Source organism: Actinomadura spongiicola (assembly GCF_003432485.1).
Lineage (GTDB): Bacteria > Actinomycetota > Actinomycetes > Streptosporangiales > Streptosporangiaceae > Spirillospora > Spirillospora spongiicola.
The window spans coordinates 378,891-398,622 of record NZ_QVNQ01000008.1 but is presented as its reverse complement, the minus strand read 5'-3'; the positions used below and the strand labels follow the sequence as shown (position 1 = coordinate 398,622).

The following is a 19,732-nucleotide window of genomic DNA, read 5'->3' as shown; positions in this document are numbered from 1 at the left end:
CGCCCCTCCTCTGGGGACCGTCCTCCCCTTGACGGTCCCCTCTGGTGACGGCTGCGAGTTTCGCGCCATTACCAGGTCCCGGCGCGCACGACTTCGGCGCGGGCGGCTTCGTTGACGAGCGCCTCGCGAAGTTCGGCGGGGCTCGACCTGATGACCGTGGGGTCGACTCCGGCGGACGGGTCGTGCAGGCTCGCGACCCAGTCACCAAGACGTCCGTCCCTCTTCACGCCGCGCCAGATCCGGTGACCGGTGAAGTCCCGGCGCAACGCGGCGAGCGTCTCGTCTGCCGAACGCTCCGAGTCGGGCTTGTGGGTGGTCGGCGTGGCCTTGACGGGCCCTTCGCTGGACATGGGGTGCTCCTTGTCTTGCGTGCAGGTCGTTGGGCGAAGGGCGCGGTCTTCGCCGGTGCCTTGAGCCTTCCGTCCGGGTCGGGACCTCTCTATCGGCATCTAGGGACGTCTTGGGACGTCTTCTGTTAGCGTCGTTTGTGCGTCGTTCGTACTTGCGAATGCGGGAGGTTCGGTGAACGACTTGTTGCGGCGTGCCCTTGCCGACGCTCGTCTGACCGAAGCCGGTGTGGCCGCCCGGTTGGGGGTGGACCCTAAGACCGTCCAGCGGTGGGTGGCTGGGCGCGTGCCCTATCCCCGTCACAGGACGAGGGTCGCGTCTTTGGTGGGACGAGACGAGGCGGATTTGTGGCCAGAGCTCACGGTGGTGCACGTCCAGGAAGAGACGCCGGTGATCGAGATCCTGGCGACCTACGGGCACCGTTGGGCCGTACCTCGTCCCGTGTGGTTACAGCTCTTTCGAAGCGCGCGGACGGAGATCGACATTTTGGCCTATGCGGGACTCTTCCTCGCCGAGGACACCGGCATCATGCGCACGCTTGCCGAAAGGGCACGGGATGGCGTCCGTGTGCGCATCTTGCTTGGGGACCCGGAGGGCGTGTGTGTCGCTGAGCGTGGCAGTGACGAAGGGGTGGGGGAGTCTATGGCGGCGAAGATCCGCAATGCTCTCGTTCACTACAAGGCGCTGCGGGACGTGGACGGCGTTGAGATCAGGCTGCATGACACCGTCCTCTACAACTCGATCTACCGCGCCGATCAAGACCTACTGATCAACCCGCATGCCTACGGCATCGCCGCGTCCCATGCGCCGGTGCTGCACTTGCGGAGGGCGGGGGACGGCGACATGGCGAGTACCTACCTGGAGAGCTTTGAGCGTGTCTGGTCTAGCGCGTCGTCGGTGGCGTAGCCGGGCATGCAGAAGCCCCAGTCACGGCCTGGACGAGGCGTGACTGGGGCTTCGTGGTTCACGCTGGGGCGGATTGCTCCGCGGTGGTGATGATCTGTTTGACCTTACGACGGTCTATGCCGTGCTTCTCGGCAAGGTAGCGCTGTGAGAGTGGGCGTCCGGGACCGTTCAGGCTCGCTGTGTACTCGTCCAGCACCGCTTGCTCCGGTGTTCGCTCCGTATCGGTGTGGGGTTGTGCCGGTTCGGTGCGTTGCTTGTCTTGGGCGGCATTAGAGCGTGCCGCCGCGCGGGTGAGTGTCATGAGGAGTTCGAACGAGCCGACGAGGGCGAGTGCGGGCCATGCGCTGACGATCGCGCCTATGACGCCGTGGGACGCGCCGTGCGCCACGTTGGCGCCTACTGTCGCCACGATGCCGACGGCGAGGCTCCACTTGGCCAATGCGGGGGCGGGTTGCTTCCGGCGGCTTGCGTCTAGGATCACCATGGACGCGGCCCAGATGAGGCCGTCCACCGTGAACGGGACGAGACGTGCGGTCGGGCCGGTCTCGCCGTGGGTGTGGACGAGTTCGTAGGCGTGGCGGTAGGAGATGACGGCTGCCACGGCGGCTACCGCCAGTACGGCGAGCGCGGTTGTGATCCGGATGAGGCGGTCAGCCATGGGCCAGTTCCCTCCGCCACTCGATCACGCACGGGTCGTCCTCGCCGTGGGTGATGATCCGTTCGGCGAGTGACAGGGCGGTGATGGCGGCGTTGCGGTCGAGTGGGGTCGGCCATGTGGTGACGTGCCATCCGGTGGGCGTGCGGGTTCCGGTGGCGATGACCTTGTCGTTGAGGGTTGCGGTCATCGTGGTTTTGGTGATTTCGAGTGCCATGGGGTGGCCTCCTCTCTGCTGAGAGGGAGGGAGCCAGGGGAGCCAATCTCGGGAGCCAACGCGGGTCGGATCAACGCGACCTAGATCGACTGTGCCGGACTGGTCCTCTGGCTTCCCTTCCTCGTTTTCGCAGGTGAGTGGCTCCTTGGGCGACTTCCCGAGACTGTGTCGGACGAGGCGCGAATAAGGCTCGCTCAGGGGCTCCTTAACGCGGGCATAAGGGGGGTGCTGTGGGGGGTGGGGGGTGCGAGGTTCGGGGTGTGGCAATGGGAATGGGCAAGGGCATTGGTTCGTTCGCTCCCGGCGTGACGGGGGAGCGGATGCGGCCTGTTGTGGTCGCTCGGGCCTTTCGGGCGCTGCCGTCCGCGCACCGGGAGATTCTCGCCGAGACCGTGTTCAGGGAGCGGTCGGTCAACGAGGCCGCCGTGTCGCTGGGGGTGCCGGTGGACGTGGTCAAGCTTCGCGTCTACGAGGCGCTGCGGGCGTTGAGCGCGGCTCTGGAGACGGCCGGGCGGTAAATGGTTTGCCGGGGTGGGAATGGCCTTGGCAGTATGGGTGTTGTCGGGATCGAGACCGGGAGGGAACATGCGTAGTCATCGAATGTTCAGTCATTCCGGGCTCGGACGTGGGACGTGAGGTTCACGTTCTGAAGTCGGCCGCCCGGTTCTTCTGGGCGGCTTTTTGTTTCGGAGGGTTGGCCGAGTGGGAAGGCAGCGGCTTGCTAAGCCGTCGTCAGGGTCATCCCTGCGCGAGTTCGAATCTCGCACCCTCCGCACCGGGTGAGGACGCTGGTGTGTCCGGCGGTTTCATAAGCCGCGGCAGGCAGGTTCGATTCCTGCACCCGGTACGTATCATCAAGTCTCCGTGGCGCAGTGGAGAGCGCGCCGGGTTGCGGACCCGGAGGTCGCAGGTTCGATTCCTGCCGGAGATGCGGCTTTCGTGGTGTAGTGGTCTGCACGCCAGGTTGTGGTCCTGGAGGTGTCGGTTCGATCCCGATCGAAGGCCCTCAGATATTGCCGAGTGGCTGGTTCCGGATTGCGTTGTGTTGGAGCCGCGCTGGAGATGCCCTCTTGTATGCACGGTTTCTTCGGGAAGGCGACACGGTCTCGGGTGGTCGGGTGCGGCATGGTCGTCGTCCTGGCGCTCGTCACGTGCGGGGGGCGGGTGGAGCCCGGGCCCGCGCCCTACATGGATTCGCGGTTGGCCGTCGAGGATCGGGTGGACGACCTGCTCGACCGGATGAGCCTGGACGACAAACTCGGGCAGATGACGCAGCCCGAACGCAGGTACATCACGCTGCAGGAGATCACCCGGTACCGGATCGGGTCGGTGCTGTCGAGCGGCGGGTCGGCGCCCACGCCTAACACGGCGAAGAGTTGGGCGGACATGTACGACGGGTTGCAGCGGGCCGCGCTCGCCGGGCCGTTGGGGATTCCGCTCATGTACGGCGTGGACGCGGTGCACGGGCATAACACCGTGGTCGGGGCGACTGTTTTCCCGCACAATATCGGGCTCGGCGCGACACGTGACCCGAGGCTGGTCCGCGAGATCGGGGCGGCGACCGCGAAGGAGATGGCCGCGACGGGGGTGGACTGGAACTTCGCGCCGTGTGTGTGCGTGGTCCGCAATGACCGGTGGGGCCGGACGTACGAGTCGTTCGGTGAAGTGCCCGAGCTGCCGTCGATGATGACCACGGTCATCGACGGGATGCAGGACGCCGGTCCGGCGTCCGTCCTGGCGACGGCGAAGCATTACCTGGGGGACGGCGGCACCGAAGGGGGCGACGACCGGGGCGACACCAGGGTCTCGGAGAAGGAGCTGAGGGCGGTTCATCTGCCGCCGTTCCGGGCCGCGGTGAAACGCGGAGTGGGATCGGTGATGATCTCCTATAGTTCGTGGAACGGGCTGAAGATGCACCGGCACCGGTATCTGATCCGCGATGTGCTGAAGCGCGAACTCGGGTTCACGGGGTTCGTGGTGTCGGACTACAACGGCATCGACCAGATCGACGGGCAGCCGGGCTTCACCAAGGACGAGGTCTCCGCCGCGGTCAACGCCGGGATCGACATGGTGATGGTGCCGGCGAAATGGCGCCGGTTCATCGACTACCTGCGGGACGCCGTGAAGGCCGGTGAAGTCTCGATGGCCCGCATCGATGACGCGAACCGTCGGATTCTGACCAAGAAATTCCAGTTGGGGCTGTTCGAGCGTCCGATGGCGGACCGGTCGTATCTGACGACGGTCGGCGGTGCGGCGCACCGGAAGCTGGCGCGGCGTGCCGTGGCGGCGTCGCAGGTGTTGCTCAAGAACGACGGCGTGCTTCCCCTGGACGACGAGGACAAGATCTTCGTGGCGGGGGACAGCGCGAACGACATCGGCATGCAGTCCGGCGGCTGGACGATCACCTGGCAGGGGAAGGCGGGGCCGATCACGCCCGGCACGACGATCCTGGACGGCATCCGAAAGGTCGCCCCGTCCGCGTCCATCACCTATGGCAAGGACGGCACGGGGATCGACGGGTCCTACGACGCCGCGGTCGCCGTCGTGGGGGAGCGCCCGTACGCCGAGTACCACGGGGACCGCACCGGCGACCTCGGCCTCGACGCGGGCGACCTCAGGACCATCGACCGGCTCCGCGACGCGGGGGTCCCGGTGGTCGTGGTGCTGGTGTCGGGACGTCCGCTGGACATCGCCGAGCGGCTCCCCGGGTGGGACGCGCTGGTCGCGGCGTGGCTGCCGGGCACCGAGGGCGGCGGTGTCGCCGACGTGCTGTTCGGCCGGACCGCCCCGACCGGTCGGCTCCCGGTCACCTGGATGCGCGACGGCGACCAGCAACCGATCAACCGGGGCGACGGGAAGAGGCCGCTCTTCCCGTTCGGCCACGGGCTCACCTACCGGTGGCTCAGGTCGGGTTGAGCAGGACGAGGGGCGTGGTGGTCGGTCGTACGGAGCCGCCCGCCGGTTCGATCGTCACGCCCACCCGGTCGGAGGGACGCCACGTTCCCGCGACGACCGGCCGTGTCCGGTCGGCGGGCAGCAGACCCGCCGAGCGGGGGCCGGAGTCGTTGACCAGCCACAGTTGGTAGGTCTTCGAGGACGGCAGCGCCCGCAGCCCTGACGTGGTGACGACGACGCGGCCCGCCGCTCCGGACGCGATGATCGTGATGGTTCCGCCGCCCCTGGCGAGGCCCGTCGCCGACCGCGCGTCGGGCGCGGACAGTACGGACGCCACGGCGCGGGACGTCTCCTCGGCACGGTCCACACGCTGGCGTTCCCGGATCGCCTGGGTCACGGACACGGCCGTCACCAGGCACGCGGCCCCGACCAGGGCCGCGGTGGCGGCGCGGCGCCACCGTCGCGGACGCCCCTTCGGACGTTCCGGCGCGGGCGACGGCCGCGCGGTGACCGGGGGAAGCTGGCGGACGTGCCGGATGTCGGCCAGCACCCGGTCGCGCAACCCCGGCGGGGGAGGCTCCGCGGCCGCCAGGCCGAGCCGCGCCGTCGTCGCCCGGAACTCGTGGACCTCGGTCGCGCACGTCTCGCACCGGGCGAGATGAGACTCGAACCGCCGCCGCTCCTCCGTGTCGCCGATCGCGTCCATGGCGTACGCGCCGGAGAGGGTGTGCAGATCGTCCGTCATCCCTCGACTCCCAGGCAGTCGCGAAGCCGGATGATGCCGTCGCGCATCCGGGTCCGCACCGTGTTCGGCGGCGCCCCCACCAGCTCGGCCACCTCACGGTAGGTGTGCCCACCGTAGTACGCGAGCGTCACCGTCTCGTGTTGCAGCGGCGTCAGCGTCCGCAGGCAGCGCCGCACCCGCTCGTAGTCCAGCCGGGCCTCGACACGGTCGGCGACCGGGTCGTGCGCGGCGACGGGATCGCGCCGCGCGGCCCGCGCCTCCCGTTCGCCCGAGCTCCGCTCGCGCCGCACCCGGTCGACGGCCCGGCGGTGCGCGATCGTCATGATCCAGGTCATCGCGCCGCCGCGGTCGGGGTCGTGGCGGGCCGCGGACCGCCACAGTTCCAGCATGACCTCCTGCGTCACCTCCTCGGCGATCGCGGGATCGCGGACGACCCGTCGCACCAGGCCGTGCACCGGCGCCGCGACCGCGTCGTACAGCCGCTCGAACGCGCGCTCGTCGCCGCGCGCCGTCCGGCCGAGGAGATGGTCGACGACCTGTCCGGACACGGTGCCGTTGTCGGGCGGGCCGGTTCCCGTCGGCATGCCGCACTCCCCTCCGTGAACCGTCCATCGGGTACTGCGCAAAGGGTTCCTCCTCGGATCGGTGTTCACAGGACGAGGCTGCGCAACGTCAGCCCGACCCCGAGCGCGACGACCGTGGCGGACGTTCCGATGGGCATCACCCCGGACGGGATCCGCCTCCGCCCGGCCAGGGCGCGCCGCGCCAGGACGCGCCCGGAGCCCGCGACCAGGACGCCGACCGTCACGAGCGCGGCGGCCAGGCCGAGCCCGTACGCGAGGACGAGGACGATGCCGAACCAGGCCCGGCCGATCGCCGTGCCCCCGACCAAGACCACCACCGCGGACGGGCTCGGCACCATGCCGCCCGCCAGGCCCATCAGGATGAGCCCGCCCCGGCGCGGCCGCTGATCCCCGTGGCCGTGCCCGTGCCCATGGCCATGCCCGTGTCCGTGGCCATGCCCGTGTCCGTGGCCATGCCCGTGTCCGTGGCCGTGGATGTGGTGGCGGTTTCGCAGGGCGCGTCTCAGCAGCAGCGCGCCCGCCGCCGTGACCAGCATCCCGCCCGCCGCGCCGAGCCACGGGAACAGGACGTCCGGGGCCAGTAGCGTGCCCGTGGTCACCAGCGTCCCCAGGACGAGAACCCCGATGGTGTGCGTGAACGTGACCGTCAGGCCGAGTGTGACGACGTCCCGGGTCCGTCTCCGGCCGTCGCTCACCGCGTGCGCCGCCATGATCGTCTTGCCGTGGCCGGGGGCGAGCGCGTGCAACGCGCCGAGCGCCATCGCGATCAGGAAGGCCAGGACGGCGAAGCCCGGGGTGAGATCGCGGCGCGCGACCAGCGAGGTGAACCGCTGCGTGAGCCCGTCCGTGCCCCGGGGCAGCAGCCGTTCCGCGCCGCCGCCCGCCACGGGTCCGGCCGCGAGCGGCGGGCCGCCCGCCCGCACCGTGAAGGTCGCCGACCGCTGGTCGAGCGGCGAGGCGAGCATGTCCTCCGGATAGGAGGTGAGACGCCCGCTGCGGGACGACCCGGGCACATCGGACGACGACAGCGTCATCCGGTCGCCCCGCGCCGTGATCTCCCGCCAGCCGATCCGCCCGTCCGTGCCGCCGCCGTTCCGGAACGCGATCGTCCCCGGCCCGGCGGGCGCGGTGATCCGGCATTCGGCCCGCAGCGTCGGCAGTCCCGCCTGGCCGGGTGGCGCCGTGGCGGACGCCGCCACGACCGTCGCGGTCACGGGCCGTCCGTCGACCGTGACCTGTACGGACGCGGCCGCGCGCCCGCAGATCCCGCCCGCCCACGTGGCCAGTTCCGCGGCGGACGGGCGCCCGTCGCGGTCGGTGTCCACGTCAGGGAGGGCCTGGGCCGCGGGGATCTCCGCGAGGTCCTCGACATGGTCGATCCGCAGCTCGTGCGGCGCGGCGACGAGCCCGTCGTAGTGGTTCACGGTGAAGTTGCCCAGCGGATGCGCGGCGATCAACCCGGCCGCGAGCAGGGAGACGATCATGGGGTGTCCTCGGGTGCGGCGCCGAGCGACCTCTCGATGGCGCGCAGGTGGGCGCGGAACCGCGGGTGGCGGTAGCCGGTCGCCGTGGCCTGGCGGGCGTAGCGGAGCGCCTCCTCGTGCCGGCCGTTCATGTGCAGGGCCCAGGCCAGCGCGTCGGCGGCGTGGACGCCGCACTGGCGGACCTTCGGGTCCGGGCAGCGCCGGTCGTACTCCGCCCGCGCCGCGCGCAGCGCCTCCTTGGGATCGCCGTGGTCGGCTTCGAACAGCGCCGTCTCCAGGTCGGCGTCGACGCCGTTGGCCCGGGCGATCCGCGTCCAGGCGGAGGCGACCGCGTACTGCCGTCGCGCCTCGTCGGGGCGTCCCGCCTTTTCCAGCAGCGCCCCGTACTCGCTGAGGTACTCGGGCAGCGGCGACCGCCGGACGAGTTCCGCCCGCCCGGCGAGCGCGCCCTTGACGTCGCCGCGTGCGGCCTGGACGCGGGCCCGTCCGTCCAGAGCGGACAGGTGGCCGGGTGAGACGCGCAGCGCCTCGGCGTACTCCCGCCCCGCGCGGTCGAGGTCACCGTCGTTCCAGGCCAGTTCGCCGAGCTGGGTCGCGATGTAGGCGAGGTCGCCGCGCTCGGTCGCGGACGCGCGGGCGAGGCCGAGGACCCGGCGCGCCTCCCCGACCTCTCCGCGCAGCTCCCGCACGTACGCGAGCCGCGTGAAGATCGGGATGCCGGGCCGGCGGGCGTCCGCGGTCCGCGCCGCCGCGAGCGCCGCGTCGTAGCGGCCCAGCTCGACCAGCGCGTCCACGCGGACCGCGGCGGCGCGCTGCCCGTACGGGTTGGCCCGGAGCGCCTGGTCGGCGTACCGCAGCGCCCCGTGGAAGTCGTGCCGGGCGGCGGCGAGCGCGCCCAGCCCGGCGAGCGCGCCGTCATTGCCCGGCTTCTCCTTCAGCGAGCGGCGCAGCACGTCGTCGGCCTTGGGGTACCAGGCGGTGTTCCCGGTCTCCCGGGCCTCCTCCAAGTAGGCGACACCGAGCGACGCCCAGGACGCGGCGTCGCTCGGCTGCTCGTGGAGATGTCGTTGTAGACCCGCGATGCCCGAGGCCGGGGCCCCGGTCGACCCGGGCCCGGCCGTGGTGGACGATCCGGAGGGGCGGCTGGGAGCCACCGCCGCTCCGAACGTCAACACCACGACCAGCCCGGCGACCGAGGCCCCGGCGACCAAGGGACGGGGTAGAGGGGGACGGCGCATCAGGCCTCGTGCCGTCCCGCCGCGGGGCGCCTGTTGCGCCACCAGAGCAGACCACCGGTCATCAGGAACGTCGCCCCACCGGCCAGCCCGGCGGCGGGCAGCGCGCCGAGGAGCCCGGGTCCGCCGTCGTCGCCGGACCCGGACGTGCTCTCGGCCGCGCCCGCGTTGAGCAGGTTCAGCGTGGTGCCGTTGTCGTCGTTCGCCGCACCGGACGCCTTCGCCTTGGGCTTCGACGACCCGCGCGCCTCCGTCCCGGAACGCGGCTGCGCCACGTACGGGAACGCGTTCTCGAACTTGAGGTCGTTGGCGTTGACGGCGTCACCCAGGTCGTTCTTCGTGCCGAGCAACTCGCCCTCGACCACCTGGAGTTCGATGTCGACGACGTCGTCGGTGAGCCGCCGCCCGTTCGGGAAGCCCTGGTTGTCACCGCCGAGCACACCGAGCCGGTCCGGCTTCGCGGACGGCTTGATCGACGTGTTCAGCCGGAGCAGCTCGGCGGGACGCACCCGCGTCGGCTGGTTCAGCCCCGGAACGCCGGTCAGGAACACCTGGACGAGGTCGTTCCGCGGAGTGGGCGGCGCCGGGATCTTGTAGATCTGTTGGATCACCTTCGGCAGCTCGGGATCGGTGACGAACTTGGCGAACTGCGCGTCGTGCCACGGGTCGGAGGCGTTGAACAGGTCCTTCTTCCCCATCGGGTTGACGAGCTCGTTCACCAGCGGGTTCCCGAGCCGCGACACCTGCGTGTAGTCGCCCGAGGCGTTCTGCCGCTGCACGGTCGAGTACACGCCGATGACCGGGTCCTTGCCCGCCACCAGGTGCCGCGTCGGGATCTGCAGGGCGACGGTGTTGACGTTGTAACCGCTCAGGGTGTCGTCGCCGACCTCCTTGAGGTTGCCCCCGTAGATCAGGTTGAACACCTGGAGGTCCAGGAAGAACGAGTCGTCGGCCTGCCCGGCGAACGTCGTCATCCCGTCGTCCAGCGGCTTGATCGCCTGGTTCCGCAGCGTCCGGTAGTTCGGCATGGACGCCTGCCCCACGTTGGACGGGGCCACCGGCGCGTTGTCGGCGAGCTTGGTGGTGCTGTGCACCCGGCCCTCCGTGCGCCGGATCAGCGTCAGGTCGTACGTCTGCGTGACGTTGAGGTCCGGGTCGTCCAGGCTCGTCACCGGCCCGGTGTTGTAGAGGAAGGTGTTCTGGTTCTTGACGCGGTCCTGGAACTGGTACCGGTACGTGAGGTCGGCCAGCGAGTCGCCGTCGTTGTCGACGTTGATGTCGTACTGGGCGTCCCGCGCGAACTTGTAGAAGTTGGGCCCGCCCGCCGGTTCCGAGAACGGGAGGAAGTTCGCGATCAGCGTTGTCGTGTCCGGCTTGTCCGGACTGACGAACGCGTACACGTCGGTGTTGTCGTACTGCGGTTGCCCCGAGATGAGCGGGGCCTCCCGGTGACTTGACGCGGTTCCCTGACCGGGCGCCAGCCCGGCGAGGCCGCTCACGCTCAGCAGCCCCCCGGCGGCGACCAACGCGGCGATCCGCGCCCTGGACCGATGAAGTCTCGGCATCGTGCATCCCCTGCCGGTCGCCGGAGTGCCGCCGCGGCGGCGCCACTCTCGTGACGCTGGGCTAGGTCTGCCGCGACGCCGGATCGACCGGTTTCTTCGCCATGCCCGCAGCTACTTCGAAGCCCGCCCCCAAACCGATGGGTCGCTGGCCACATACGGCCACATCGATCGAGAAGTCCCTGGGCACAGCAGAACGCCCGGTGGAATCCGCCGGGCGTTCCGGACGTCGCGTTCGAGGTCGTGCTCTAGGCGACGATGAGCAGCGGGTTCTGGAGCAGCGTGGCGAGACGGTCCAGGAACCGGGCGCCGGTCGCGCCGTCGGTAGCGCGGTGGTCGACCGACAGCGTCACCGTCATGCGCTTGCCCGGCACGACCTGCCCGTCCCGGACGACCGGTTCGTCCCGGACCGCGCCCACGGCCAGGATCGCCGCCTCCGGCGGGTTGATCACCGCGGAGAACGAGTCGACGCCGAACATGCCGAGGTTGCTGACGCTGAACGTCCCGCCGCTCATCTCCGCCAGGGTGAGCTTGCCGTCCCGCGCCTTGCCCGCCAGCTCGCGGGTCTCCTGACCGATCTGGGACACGCTCTTGCGGTCCGCGTCCTTGATGACGGGGACGAGCAGGCCGTCCTCGACCGCCACCGCGATGCCGACGTGGACCCGCTTGTGGAAGAGCAGGTTCTCCTCGGTGTAGGAGACGTTCACGGCCGGGTGCTCCCGCAGCGCCGTCGCGACCGCCTTCACGACCAGGTCGTTCACGCTGACCTTGGCCGGGGCGAGCGCCTCGTTCAGCGTGGCGCGGAACGCCAGCAGCGGCTCGGCGTCCACCTCGCGGTTGAGGTAGAAGTGCGGCGCCTCCCGCTTGCTCTCGGTCAGCCGCCGCGCCGCCACCTTCCGGAAGCGGTTCAGCGGGACGGCCTCGACGTCCGGATCCTCGGCCCGCGCCGCGGCGGGTGCCGCCGCCGGAGCCTGGCCCGGGGCCGGGCTCGGGGCTGTGCTCGAAGAGGGGGCGGTGGCACCGTCGCGGATCGCGGACTCGATGTCGGCGCGGACGATGCGTCCACCCGGGCCCGAGCCGTTCAGCGTTCCGAGATCGATGCCGTGGTCGCGGGCCAGCCGCCGCGCCAGCGGCGACGACGGCGGACGCGACGCCCCGCCCGACGGCCGCGGTGCCGGGGCGGAGGCCGGAGGAGCCGCGGTCTCGGCGACCGGCTCCGCTGCCGTTGCCGGTGCCGCTTCGGGTGCCGGTTTCACCTCCGGCGCCGGGGCGGGCGCCGGTTCCGCGGAGTCGGCCGCGGGTCGCGCGCCGCCCGCCGGGGCGAGCACCGCGATCGGCGCGCCGATCGTGGCCGTCTCGCCCTCCGCGACCAGGATCTTCTCCAGCACGCCCGCCTCGTAGGCCTCGTACTCCATGACGGCCTTGTCGGTCTCGATGTCGACGATCACGTCGCCGACCGCGACCTCGTCACCCGGCTGCTTCTGCCAGGAGCTGATGACGCCCTCCTCCATCGTGTCGGAGAGGCGCGGCATGAGGATCTCGGTCATCAGATCTTCTCCAGGACACGGCCGGTCGCGCGGAGCGTGTCGCGGACGGCGGTGAGCAGCGAGTCGGCGGACGGCAGCGCCGCCGTCTCCAGGGACTTGGCGTAGGGCAGCGGCACCTCCGCCATCGCGACGCGCCGGACCGGCGCGTCCAGCCAGTCGAAGGCCCCCTCCTGGATCGTCGCGGCGATCTCGGCGCCGATCCCGTAGGTGAGCCAGTCGTCCTCGGCGACCACGGCGCAGCCCGTCCTGCGAACGGACTCGACGATCGTCGCCCGGTCGAGCGGGCGCAGGCTGCGCAGGTCGACGACCTCGGCGGACACGCCCTCGGCGGCGAGGGTCTCGGCGACCTCGGCGGCGACCCGCGCCATCCGCGAGTAGCCGATGATCGTGATGTCGGTGCCGGGACGGGTGACCGCCGCGCGGCCGATCTCAGCGGGCTCGACGTCCTCGACCGCGGCCGGCAGCTCGCCCTTGGTGTTGTAGAGCGCGAGGTTCTCCAGGAACAGGACCGGGTCGTCGTCGCGGATCGCGGCCTTCAGCATCGCGGACGCCTCGGCGGGCGTGCTAGGCGCGACGACCTTCAGCCCGGGAACGAAGGAGTAGAACAGCTCGACGTTCTGGGAGTGGGTGGCGCCGAGCTGCTGCCCGCCGCCGCCCGGAGTGCGGATCACCATCGGGACGCTGGCCTGCCCGCCGAACATCCCGTAGATCTTCGCGGCGTGGTTGACGATCTGGTCCAGCGCCAGCAGCGAGAAGTTGATCGTCATGATCTCCACGACGGGACGCAGCCCGAGCATGGCGGCGCCGATCGCGGCGCCGACGAAGCCCTCCTCGGCGATCGGGGTGTCGCGGACGCGGCGCGGCCCGAACTCCTTCAACAACCCCTCGGTGATCTTGTAGGAGCCCTCGAAGAGCCCGATCTCCTCGCCCAGCAGGAACACGTTCTCGTCCCGGAGCATCTCGGCGCGGAGGGTGTCCCGGAGGGCCTGGCGGTAGGTCATGGGTGCCATGGGATGCTCCTCAGGAACCGAAGACGGCGTCGGCGGGCAGGCGGCGCAGCTCGCCCGGGACGGGCGTGGCGTAGGTGTAGTCGAACAGCGTGGACACGTCGGGCGCGGGGCTCTCGTCGGCGAACGCGGCGGCGGCGTCCACCTCGGCCATGACCTTCGCGTCGAGCGCGTCGCGGTCCTCGTGGGAGAGGATCCCGGCCTCCTCCAGCTCCAGCGCCATCCGGGCCAGCGGGTCGGCGGCCTTGAGGGCCTCCTTCTCCTCCTTGGACCGGTAGCGGGCCGGGTCGACGACCGAGTGGCCCTTCAACCGCGGGCTCGTGGTCTCCAGCAGGTACGGCTTGCTCTGCGACCGGGCCCGCTCGACCGCGACCCGCGCGGCGTCCCGGACGGCGACGACGTTTGTGCCGTCGACCCGGGCGCTCTCCATCCGGTACGCGGCGCCACGCCGGTACAGCTCGGGCTCGGCGGCGGAGTTCTCCACGGTCGTGCCCATGCCCAGCCCGTTGTTGATCACGACGAAGACGACCGGGAGGTCCCAGAGGGCCGCGATGTTCAGCGACTCGTGGAACGCGCCGATCGCGGCCGTCCCGTCGCCCATGTGGCACATGACGACCTCGTCGCCGCCCTTGTACGACACGGCGAGCGCCGCGCCGGTGGCGAGCGGGACCTGCCCGCCGACGATGCCGTACCCGCCGAGCAGCCGCGCCTCGGCGTCGAACAGGTGCATCGACCCGCCCCAGCCCTTCGACACGCCCGTCGACCGCCCGTACAGCTCGGCCATGACCCGGTCGGCGCCGATGCCCTTGGCGAGGGCGTACCCGTGCTCGCGGTAGTTGGTGAACAGGTAGTCGGACGGCCGCAGCGCCGCCATCAGACCGACGACCGTGGCCTCCTCACCGAGGTTCAGATGGCAGTAACCGCCGATCTTGGCCTCGGTGTAGGCGCGGGCGGCCCGCTCCTCGAACCGCCTGATCAGCAGCATCTGCCGGTAGTAGCCGACGAGCGTCTCGGCGTCGGCGGCGGGGGTGGGAGCGTTCGGCTCGGGGGCGTCCGGCGTGGCGGCGTCCTTCGCCCGGGGGGTCCTGGTGCCGCGTGTTCTCCTGCTGGGAGCCGGAGCGGCCTTCGTCGTCTCAGCCATCGGCGATCTTCCTCTTTCCGGGGGCGACGCCGTAGGATCGCCACGACGCTCACCGATCATCTTTGATCTATGATCGATCATATTCCATCCGTCAAGAGTTCACTTACCGACGCTGCGTCTAACATGGGATGTCGTGAACGCGCCGACCGCCGCCCCGCTGCTCCGTACCGGACTCGCCGACCAGATCCGAGAGTTCATCGTGGACGGCATCAGCTCCGGGCGCTGGCAGCCCGGGGAACGTGTCGTCGAACGCCGCATCGCGGCCGAGTTGGGCGTCAGCCAGGGGCCCGTCCGTGAGGCCCTCCGCCAGCTGGAGGCGCAGCGGCTGATCGAGTCGCTGCCGAACCGCGGCGCCCGGGTCCGCGACTTCACCGAACGGGACCTCGCGGAGATCTTCCCCGTCCGCGCGGGTCTGGAGCGGACGGCCGTGGAGCTCGCCCTGCCCCAGATCTCCGACTGCCTGGACGCGCTGGAGGTGCACAACCGGCGGCTCGGCGAGGCCGCGCGGAACGGTGACCTGCCCGAGCAGATGCGCCTCAGCATCGCCTTCCACCGCGAGATCGTCGAGGCGGCCGGAAACCGGCTGCTGGTGTCGGTCTGGGAGGGCCTCGGCATCGAGCTGTGGACGACGCTGTCCCTCCGCCTCCACGAGACGGAGATCTACTCCAAGTCGGCCGAGCACGCGGAGCTGATCGAGGCGTTCCGCCGCCGCGACCCGCAGGCGCCGCAACTCCTGCACGACCACGTCATGAACTACGCGCCCGCGTCCTGAGCCAAGTACCCGTCATGACGCCCGCCCCGGCTTCATGACGCGCGTCCTCCACGGCGCGCGCCGTGGCGTCGTCAGGACGGACGGGCGGTGGTCGACTCCTTCTCGCGGTACCTCTTCGTGAGCTGTGACTCCGCGTCGTCCAGGTACGACCGGAGTTCCTTCTCGGCCGCCGTGAAGTCACCCTGCGCCATCAGGTCGTGGATACGGCGGTTGCGCGCGAGGTACGGCTCGTGGAACTCGCGCGGCGAGTCCATCTCGTGGAAGACCAGGCGCATCTCGACGAGCAGGTGCCCGATCATCTCGTCGACCCGGGGACTGCCCAACAGCCCGGCGAGGGCCCTGTGGTACTTGATGTCGGCGGTGCCGACGCCGTCCCACTTACCCTCCTCGGCGGCGCGCTCGCCCTCCAGCACGGCGGCCTCCACCTGATCGAGCGGGGCCCCGGTGGACGCCGCGGCGCGCACCCCCGCGCATTCCAGGAGGCGGCGGACGCGGTACAGATCCGGTAGCGCCTCGACGGGCACCTTGTTCACGAACATGCCGCGGTTGAACTTGTGCTCCAGCAGCCTGTCCTTGAGGAGGATCTGGAACGCCTCGCGGACGGTGTTGCGCGACACCTCCATGACGGGCGCGATCTCCTGGTCCGACAGCCGGTCTCCGGGGCGCAGCAGCCCGTCGGCGATCTGCTCGCTGATCGCCTCCGCGATCCAGGTCGCGGTGCTGGACCGGCCCGTGCCATGCCGGCGCTCGCTGATCGCGGCGAGCCACGGCTTCTGTGTCGACATCGGCCTGCCCTTTCCAGGCGCGGCTGGGGGAGCCGCGAACGACATGAGCGAACTGGAGGTTCGCTTCAGCGTATCCGGCGATCGATAACATTCTCAACAAGAGGATTGATGAACTGTTGAGCACGCCTTAGCCTGAGGACAATCCGAACCCCTCGGAAGGGCCAATCCCATGACGGATCGGACTACCCTCGACAGCCCCCCGGCATCACCCGCCTCCTCCCACCGCGGCGCGCTCCTCGGCGCCATGTTCCTGATGGCCACCAGCGCCATCGGCCCCGGGTTCATCACCCAGACCACCGTCTTCACCGCGAAGCTCGGCGCCGCGTTCGCGTTCGCGATCGTCGTGTCCGTGCTGGTCGACATCGCGATCCAGTTGAACGTGTGGCGCGTCGTCGGCGTGTCCGGCATGCGCGCCCAGGAGCTCGGCAACCGTGTCCTGCCCGGCGCCGGCTACGCCCTCGCCGCGCTGGACGTCTTCGGCGGCCTGGTCTTCAACATCGGCAACATCGCCGGCACCGCGCTCGGCCTGAACGCGCTCCTCGGCCTGGACGTCAAGATCGGCGGCGCGATCTCCGCCCTGGTCGCCATCGGGATCTTCCTGAGCCGCCGCGCCGGGGTCGCCATGGACCGGATCGTCGTCCTCCTCGGCGCCGTGATGATCCTGCTGACGCTGTACGTCGCGTTCGTGTCCGAGCCGCCGCTCGGCGACGCGCTCCGGCAGAGCGTCGCGCCGGAGACGGTCGACTTCCTCGTCATCACCACGCTGATCGGCGGCACGGTCGGCGGCTACATCACCTACGCGGGCGCCCACCGCATGATCGAGTCCGGGCTGCGCGGCCCGGACAACGTCCGGCAGATCAACCGCAGCGCCGTCACCGGCATCCTCGTCACCGGTCTCATGCGCGCCCTGCTGTTCCTCGCCGTCCTCGGCGTCGTCGCGGGCGGGGTGAAGCTCGCCGAGCAGAACCCGCCGTCCTCGGCGTTCGAGCACGCGGCGGGCGAGGTCGGGCTGCGGCTGTTCGGCCTGGTCATGTGGTCGGCGGCGATCACGAGCGTGATCGGCGCGTCCTACACGTCGGTGTCCTTCCTCGTCTCGTTCTCCTCGTTCGTGGAGCGGCACCGCAACCGCCTCGTCGTGGCGTTCATCGCCGTGTCCACCGCCATCTACCTCGTCATCGGCACGACCCCCGCCAAGCTGCTGATCTTCGCGGGCGCACTGAACGGGATGATCCTGCCGTTCGGCCTCGGCGTGCTGCTGTGGGCGGCGGCGCGGCGCCGCGACCTGCTCGGCGGCTACCGGTATCCGGGCTGGCTGCTCGCCCTCGGCGCCGCCGCCTGGCTGCTGTCCCTCTACCTCAGCTGGGACCTGCTCACCGGCCTCGACCAGCTCTGGAAGTGAGGACGACATGCGATTTCAAGAAATCCACGTTGTTTCAGGGAAGTGGGAACCATGAAGCCGACACGGGACGTTCCCCCTACACGGCCGCTGGCGACAGTCCAGGATTGGGGCCGTCCGGGTCATGCGGCGCTCGGCGTGGGGGTGTCGGGCGCCGCAGACCCGGGCTCATCGGACCCCACCGCGCGACGCCTCCGCAGGCCGGAGGGACTCCGATCATGACCGCACCCATCGAGCCGGGCGCGCTGTCACCCGAGCAGGCCAGGGCGCTCTTCCGCGCCGGACTCCGCGTCCCCACCTCCGGCTGGTGCGCGGGTTGGACGCAGGCGAACCTCATCGCGGTGCCCCGCGAGCACGCCTACGACCTGCTCCTGTTCGCGCAGCGGAACCCGAAGCCGTGCCCCGTCCTGGACGTCACCGAACCCGGCGAGACGTCCGCCTCCCTGTTCGCCGGGGACCTGCGCACCGACCTGCCCGGCTACGTCGTGTACGAGCACGGTGAACCGGTCGCCGAGACGTCCGACGTGATCGGGTACTGGCGGGACGACCTCGTCGCGTTCCTCATCGGTTGCAGTTTCACCTTCGAGGACGCGCTCCGTGACGCGGGCGTTCCCGTCCGGCACATCGAACAGAACCGGAACGTCCCCATGTACCGGACGAACCGCATGTGCCGCCGCGCCGGTGAGTTCGGCGGCCCGCTCGTGGTGTCGATGCGGCCCGTTCCCACCGCGCAGGTCGCCGACGCGGTCCGGGTCACGGCCCGGTACCCGGCGGTCCACGGAGCGCCCGTCCACATCGGCGATCCCGTCGAGCTCGGCATCGACGACCTGGACCGGCCCGACTTCGGCGACCCCGTCGACGTCCGCCTGGACGAGCTTCCCGTGTTCTGGGCGTGCGGCGTCACCCCGCAGGCGGCGGTGATGGTGTCCCGCCCGAAGTTCGCCATCGGGCACGCGCCCGGCCATATGGCGATCACCGATGCCCGCGACACGCGGTTCCTCGTCCCCTGAGCGCGTTCTAGGCTCTCTCCCATGCCCGAGATCGTCGCCCCGGGTGACCGCCTCGGGGAGCGCTACCGCCTCGACCGGCCCCTGGGCGCCGGGGGCATGGCGACCGTCTGGCGCGCGGTGGACCTGGTCCTCGACCGCGCCGTCGCGGTCAAGGTGCCGAGGGAGGGCTGGCCCGAGGAGTTCACGCGGCGGCTGCGCCAGGAGGCGAAGGCCGCCGCGGGTCTCGCCCATCCGAGCATCACCGGCGTCCACGACTACGGTGAGCAGGACGGCGTCCCCTACGTGGTCATGGAACTGCTGGACGGCGAGAGCCTGGCCGCCCGGCTGGCCCGGGGCCCGTTGCCGTGGCGTGAGGCCGCCGACGTCTGCGCCCGCGTCGCCGACGCGCTGGCCGCCGCGCACGCCGCCGGGATCGTGCACCGCGACATCAAGCCCGCGAACATCTTCCTCGCCACGGTCGGCGTGAAGGTGCTGGACTTCGGCATCGCCTTCACCGGGCCCGCCGCGTCCGGTGGGCCCGGTGGGCCCGTTCTCGGCACTCCCGCCTACGTCGCGCCCGAACTGCTGTCGGGAGCGCGGCCCACGGCGGCCGCCGACGTGTTCTCCCTGGGCGTCGTCCTGCACGAGGCGGTGACCGGCCTGCCGGTGTCCACGCAGGCCCTTCCGCCCGACGTCCCGGACGAGGTCGCCGCGCTCTGCCGTCGCTGCCTGGGCGGCGACCCCGGTACCCGTCCGGCGGCCGACGAGGTGGCCCGCGTCCTCGCCGACGCGGCCGGTGTCCAGCTCGCCCGGCTCCGGCCGCCGCCCCCGCGTGGCGACACGCGCCGGGCCGCGGACGACACCGCGCCCACGACCGTCACGCCCCCGGTCACTCCGCCTCCGGTGTCTCCGCGGCGCGAGCCGAATCCCACGCGGGTCCTGGACGAACCGCCGCCCGCCGCCCCGCCCTTCTCCCCGCCTCCGGTCGCGTCCCGTAAGCCGCTGGTCATCGCGGGAATCGTCGTCGGGGCCGCGGCGCTCATGGCGGGCCTGCTCGCGGCGCTCGCCCCCGACGCGTCCGAACCGGACGCCGCGCCGCCCACGTCGAGCGCGCCGACCACGTCGAGCGCCCCACCCACCGGAGCGTGCGCGGTCTCGTACCGGATCGTCGGGACGTGGGACGAGGGGTTCCAGGCGTCGGTACGCATCACGAACCACGGCCCCGGCGCCATCGACGGCTGGACGCTGGCCTTCGAGTTCCCGGACGGCCAGGCGATCACCCAGCTGTGGAACGGCAGCCAGGTGCAGGACGGATCGTCCGTCACGGTGACGTCCGCGGACTGGAACCGCGCGATCCCGCCGAACGGCGCGGCCGAGTTCGGCTTCCTCGGACGGCAGGGCGGCGCCAACGGCGCGCCTACCCGCTTCACCCTCAACGGCGACGAGTGCCGCCGCTGAATTCGC

19 protein-coding genes and 4 tRNA genes are annotated in these 19,732 nt (G+C 71.0%); 11 read left to right on the top strand and 12 right to left on the bottom strand.

Features of this window, described 5'->3' with window-relative positions:
* Positions 1 to 68: 68 nt before the first annotated feature.
* Positions 69 to 350 carry a hypothetical protein gene (locus tag D0T12_RS25985; protein ID WP_117402422.1) on the bottom strand — a complete coding sequence of 94 codons (282 nt, stop codon included), beginning with the start codon at positions 348 to 350 and terminating at the stop codon, positions 69 to 71.
* Positions 351 to 522: 172 nt separating this feature from the next.
* Between D0T12_RS25985 and D0T12_RS25980 the strand changes: the two genes are divergently transcribed.
* Positions 523 to 1,254, top strand: a complete 732-nt coding sequence (locus tag D0T12_RS25980) for a DUF5919 domain-containing protein (protein ID WP_117402420.1) — start codon at positions 523 to 525, stop codon at positions 1,252 to 1,254.
* Between the two features lie 58 nt (positions 1,255 to 1,312).
* Here the strand turns inward: D0T12_RS25980 and D0T12_RS25975 are convergent, their stop codons facing one another.
* Positions 1,313 to 1,912, bottom strand: a complete 600-nt coding sequence (locus D0T12_RS25975) for a DUF2637 domain-containing protein (RefSeq protein WP_117402418.1) — start codon at positions 1,910 to 1,912, stop codon at positions 1,313 to 1,315.
* Positions 1,905 to 2,126, bottom strand: a complete 222-nt coding sequence (locus tag D0T12_RS25970; RefSeq protein WP_117402416.1) for a hypothetical protein — start codon at positions 2,124 to 2,126, stop codon at positions 1,905 to 1,907. Before D0T12_RS25970 ends, D0T12_RS25975 begins: the two co-directional genes overlap by 8 nt.
* A gap of 272 nt (positions 2,127 to 2,398) precedes the next feature.
* Between D0T12_RS25970 and D0T12_RS25965 the strand changes: the two genes are divergently transcribed.
* From D0T12_RS25965 to D0T12_RS25945, 6 genes are all read left to right on the top strand, one after another.
* On the top strand, positions 2,399 to 2,644 hold the full coding sequence (locus D0T12_RS25965) for a sigma-70 family RNA polymerase sigma factor (RefSeq protein ID WP_117402415.1): 246 nt from the start codon (positions 2,399 to 2,401) through the stop codon (positions 2,642 to 2,644).
* Positions 2,645 to 2,814: 170 nt separating this feature from the next.
* Positions 2,815 to 2,899: transfer RNA gene (locus D0T12_RS25960), tRNA-Ser, on the top strand.
* Position 2,900: 1 nt separating this feature from the next.
* Positions 2,901 to 2,973 (top strand) — tRNA-Met (locus D0T12_RS35550).
* 11 nt (positions 2,974 to 2,984) lie between these two features.
* A tRNA-Arg gene (locus D0T12_RS25955) sits at positions 2,985 to 3,057 on the top strand.
* 2 nt (positions 3,058 to 3,059) lie between these two features.
* Positions 3,060 to 3,131: transfer RNA gene (locus D0T12_RS25950), tRNA-His, on the top strand.
* A 120-nt stretch (positions 3,132 to 3,251) separates the two neighbouring features.
* Positions 3,252 to 5,042, top strand: coding sequence for a glycoside hydrolase family 3 protein (locus D0T12_RS25945; RefSeq protein WP_199487698.1), 1,791 nt, complete (start codon positions 3,252 to 3,254; stop codon positions 5,040 to 5,042).
* Here the strand turns inward: D0T12_RS25945 and D0T12_RS25940 are convergent.
* The 8 genes from D0T12_RS25940 to pdhA all read right to left on the bottom strand — a co-directional run bounded on the left by D0T12_RS25940 (position 5,029) and on the right by pdhA (position 14,326).
* Positions 5,029 to 5,766 (bottom strand): anti-sigma factor, encoded by a 738-nt coding sequence (locus D0T12_RS25940; protein ID WP_117402412.1) that lies wholly within the window; start codon positions 5,764 to 5,766, stop codon positions 5,029 to 5,031. The two genes, D0T12_RS25945 and D0T12_RS25940, sit on opposite strands and share 14 nt — an antisense overlap.
* On the bottom strand, positions 5,763 to 6,350 hold the full coding sequence (gene sigK, locus D0T12_RS25935) for an ECF RNA polymerase sigma factor SigK (RefSeq protein WP_117402411.1): 588 nt from the start codon (positions 6,348 to 6,350) through the stop codon (positions 5,763 to 5,765). The genes D0T12_RS25940 and sigK overlap by 4 nt, the downstream gene beginning before the upstream one ends.
* A 65-nt stretch (positions 6,351 to 6,415) precedes the next feature.
* Positions 6,416 to 7,834, bottom strand: coding sequence for a sulfite exporter TauE/SafE family protein (locus tag D0T12_RS25930; RefSeq protein WP_117402410.1), 1,419 nt, complete (start codon positions 7,832 to 7,834; stop codon positions 6,416 to 6,418).
* A complete protein-coding gene (locus D0T12_RS25925; RefSeq protein WP_147339635.1) occupies positions 7,831 to 9,072 on the bottom strand; it encodes a tetratricopeptide repeat protein in 1,242 nt (413 codons plus the stop codon). Before D0T12_RS25925 ends, D0T12_RS25930 begins: the two co-directional genes overlap by 4 nt.
* Positions 9,072 to 10,634, bottom strand: coding sequence for a DUF4331 domain-containing protein (locus D0T12_RS25920; protein ID WP_117402408.1), 1,563 nt, complete (start codon positions 10,632 to 10,634; stop codon positions 9,072 to 9,074). Before D0T12_RS25920 ends, D0T12_RS25925 begins: the two co-directional genes overlap by 1 nt.
* A gap of 245 nt (positions 10,635 to 10,879) precedes the next feature.
* Positions 10,880 to 12,178: a dihydrolipoamide acetyltransferase family protein gene (locus D0T12_RS25915; RefSeq protein WP_117402407.1), complete on the bottom strand. Its 1,299-nt coding sequence runs from the start codon at positions 12,176 to 12,178 to the stop codon at positions 10,880 to 10,882.
* Complete coding sequence (locus tag D0T12_RS25910) at positions 12,178 to 13,188, bottom strand: alpha-ketoacid dehydrogenase subunit beta (protein WP_117402406.1); 1,011 nt, start codon at positions 13,186 to 13,188, stop codon at positions 12,178 to 12,180. The genes D0T12_RS25915 and D0T12_RS25910 overlap by 1 nt, the downstream gene beginning before the upstream one ends.
* Positions 13,189 to 13,198: 10 nt before the next feature.
* A complete protein-coding gene (pdhA, locus tag D0T12_RS25905) occupies positions 13,199 to 14,326 on the bottom strand; it encodes a pyruvate dehydrogenase (acetyl-transferring) E1 component subunit alpha (RefSeq protein ID WP_117402404.1) in 1,128 nt (375 codons plus the stop codon).
* A 133-nt stretch (positions 14,327 to 14,459) separates the two neighbouring features.
* Between pdhA and D0T12_RS25900 the strand changes: the two genes are divergently transcribed.
* Entirely contained in the window at positions 14,460 to 15,098 is a 639-nt protein-coding gene (locus D0T12_RS25900) for a GntR family transcriptional regulator (protein ID WP_117402402.1), read from the top strand.
* Positions 15,099 to 15,169: 71 nt separating this feature from the next.
* Here D0T12_RS25900 and D0T12_RS25895 read toward each other — a convergent pair whose 3' ends face one another.
* Positions 15,170 to 15,883 (bottom strand): GntR family transcriptional regulator, encoded by a 714-nt coding sequence (locus tag D0T12_RS25895; RefSeq protein ID WP_117402400.1) that lies wholly within the window; start codon positions 15,881 to 15,883, stop codon positions 15,170 to 15,172.
* A 169-nt stretch (positions 15,884 to 16,052) separates the two neighbouring features.
* Between D0T12_RS25895 and D0T12_RS25890 the strand changes: the two genes are divergently transcribed.
* The 3 genes from D0T12_RS25890 to D0T12_RS25875 all read left to right on the top strand — a co-directional run bounded on the left by D0T12_RS25890 (position 16,053) and on the right by D0T12_RS25875 (position 19,726).
* Positions 16,053 to 17,282 carry an NRAMP family divalent metal transporter gene (locus tag D0T12_RS25890; protein WP_117402398.1) on the top strand — a complete coding sequence of 410 codons (1,230 nt, stop codon included), beginning with the start codon at positions 16,053 to 16,055 and terminating at the stop codon, positions 17,280 to 17,282.
* A gap of 215 nt (positions 17,283 to 17,497) precedes the next feature.
* On the top strand, positions 17,498 to 18,289 hold the full coding sequence (locus D0T12_RS25880) for a putative hydro-lyase (RefSeq protein WP_199487697.1): 792 nt from the start codon (positions 17,498 to 17,500) through the stop codon (positions 18,287 to 18,289).
* Between the two features lie 21 nt (positions 18,290 to 18,310).
* A complete protein-coding gene (locus D0T12_RS25875; protein WP_117402396.1) occupies positions 18,311 to 19,726 on the top strand; it encodes a protein kinase domain-containing protein in 1,416 nt (471 codons plus the stop codon).
* The last annotated feature ends 6 nt before the right edge of the window (positions 19,727 to 19,732 follow it).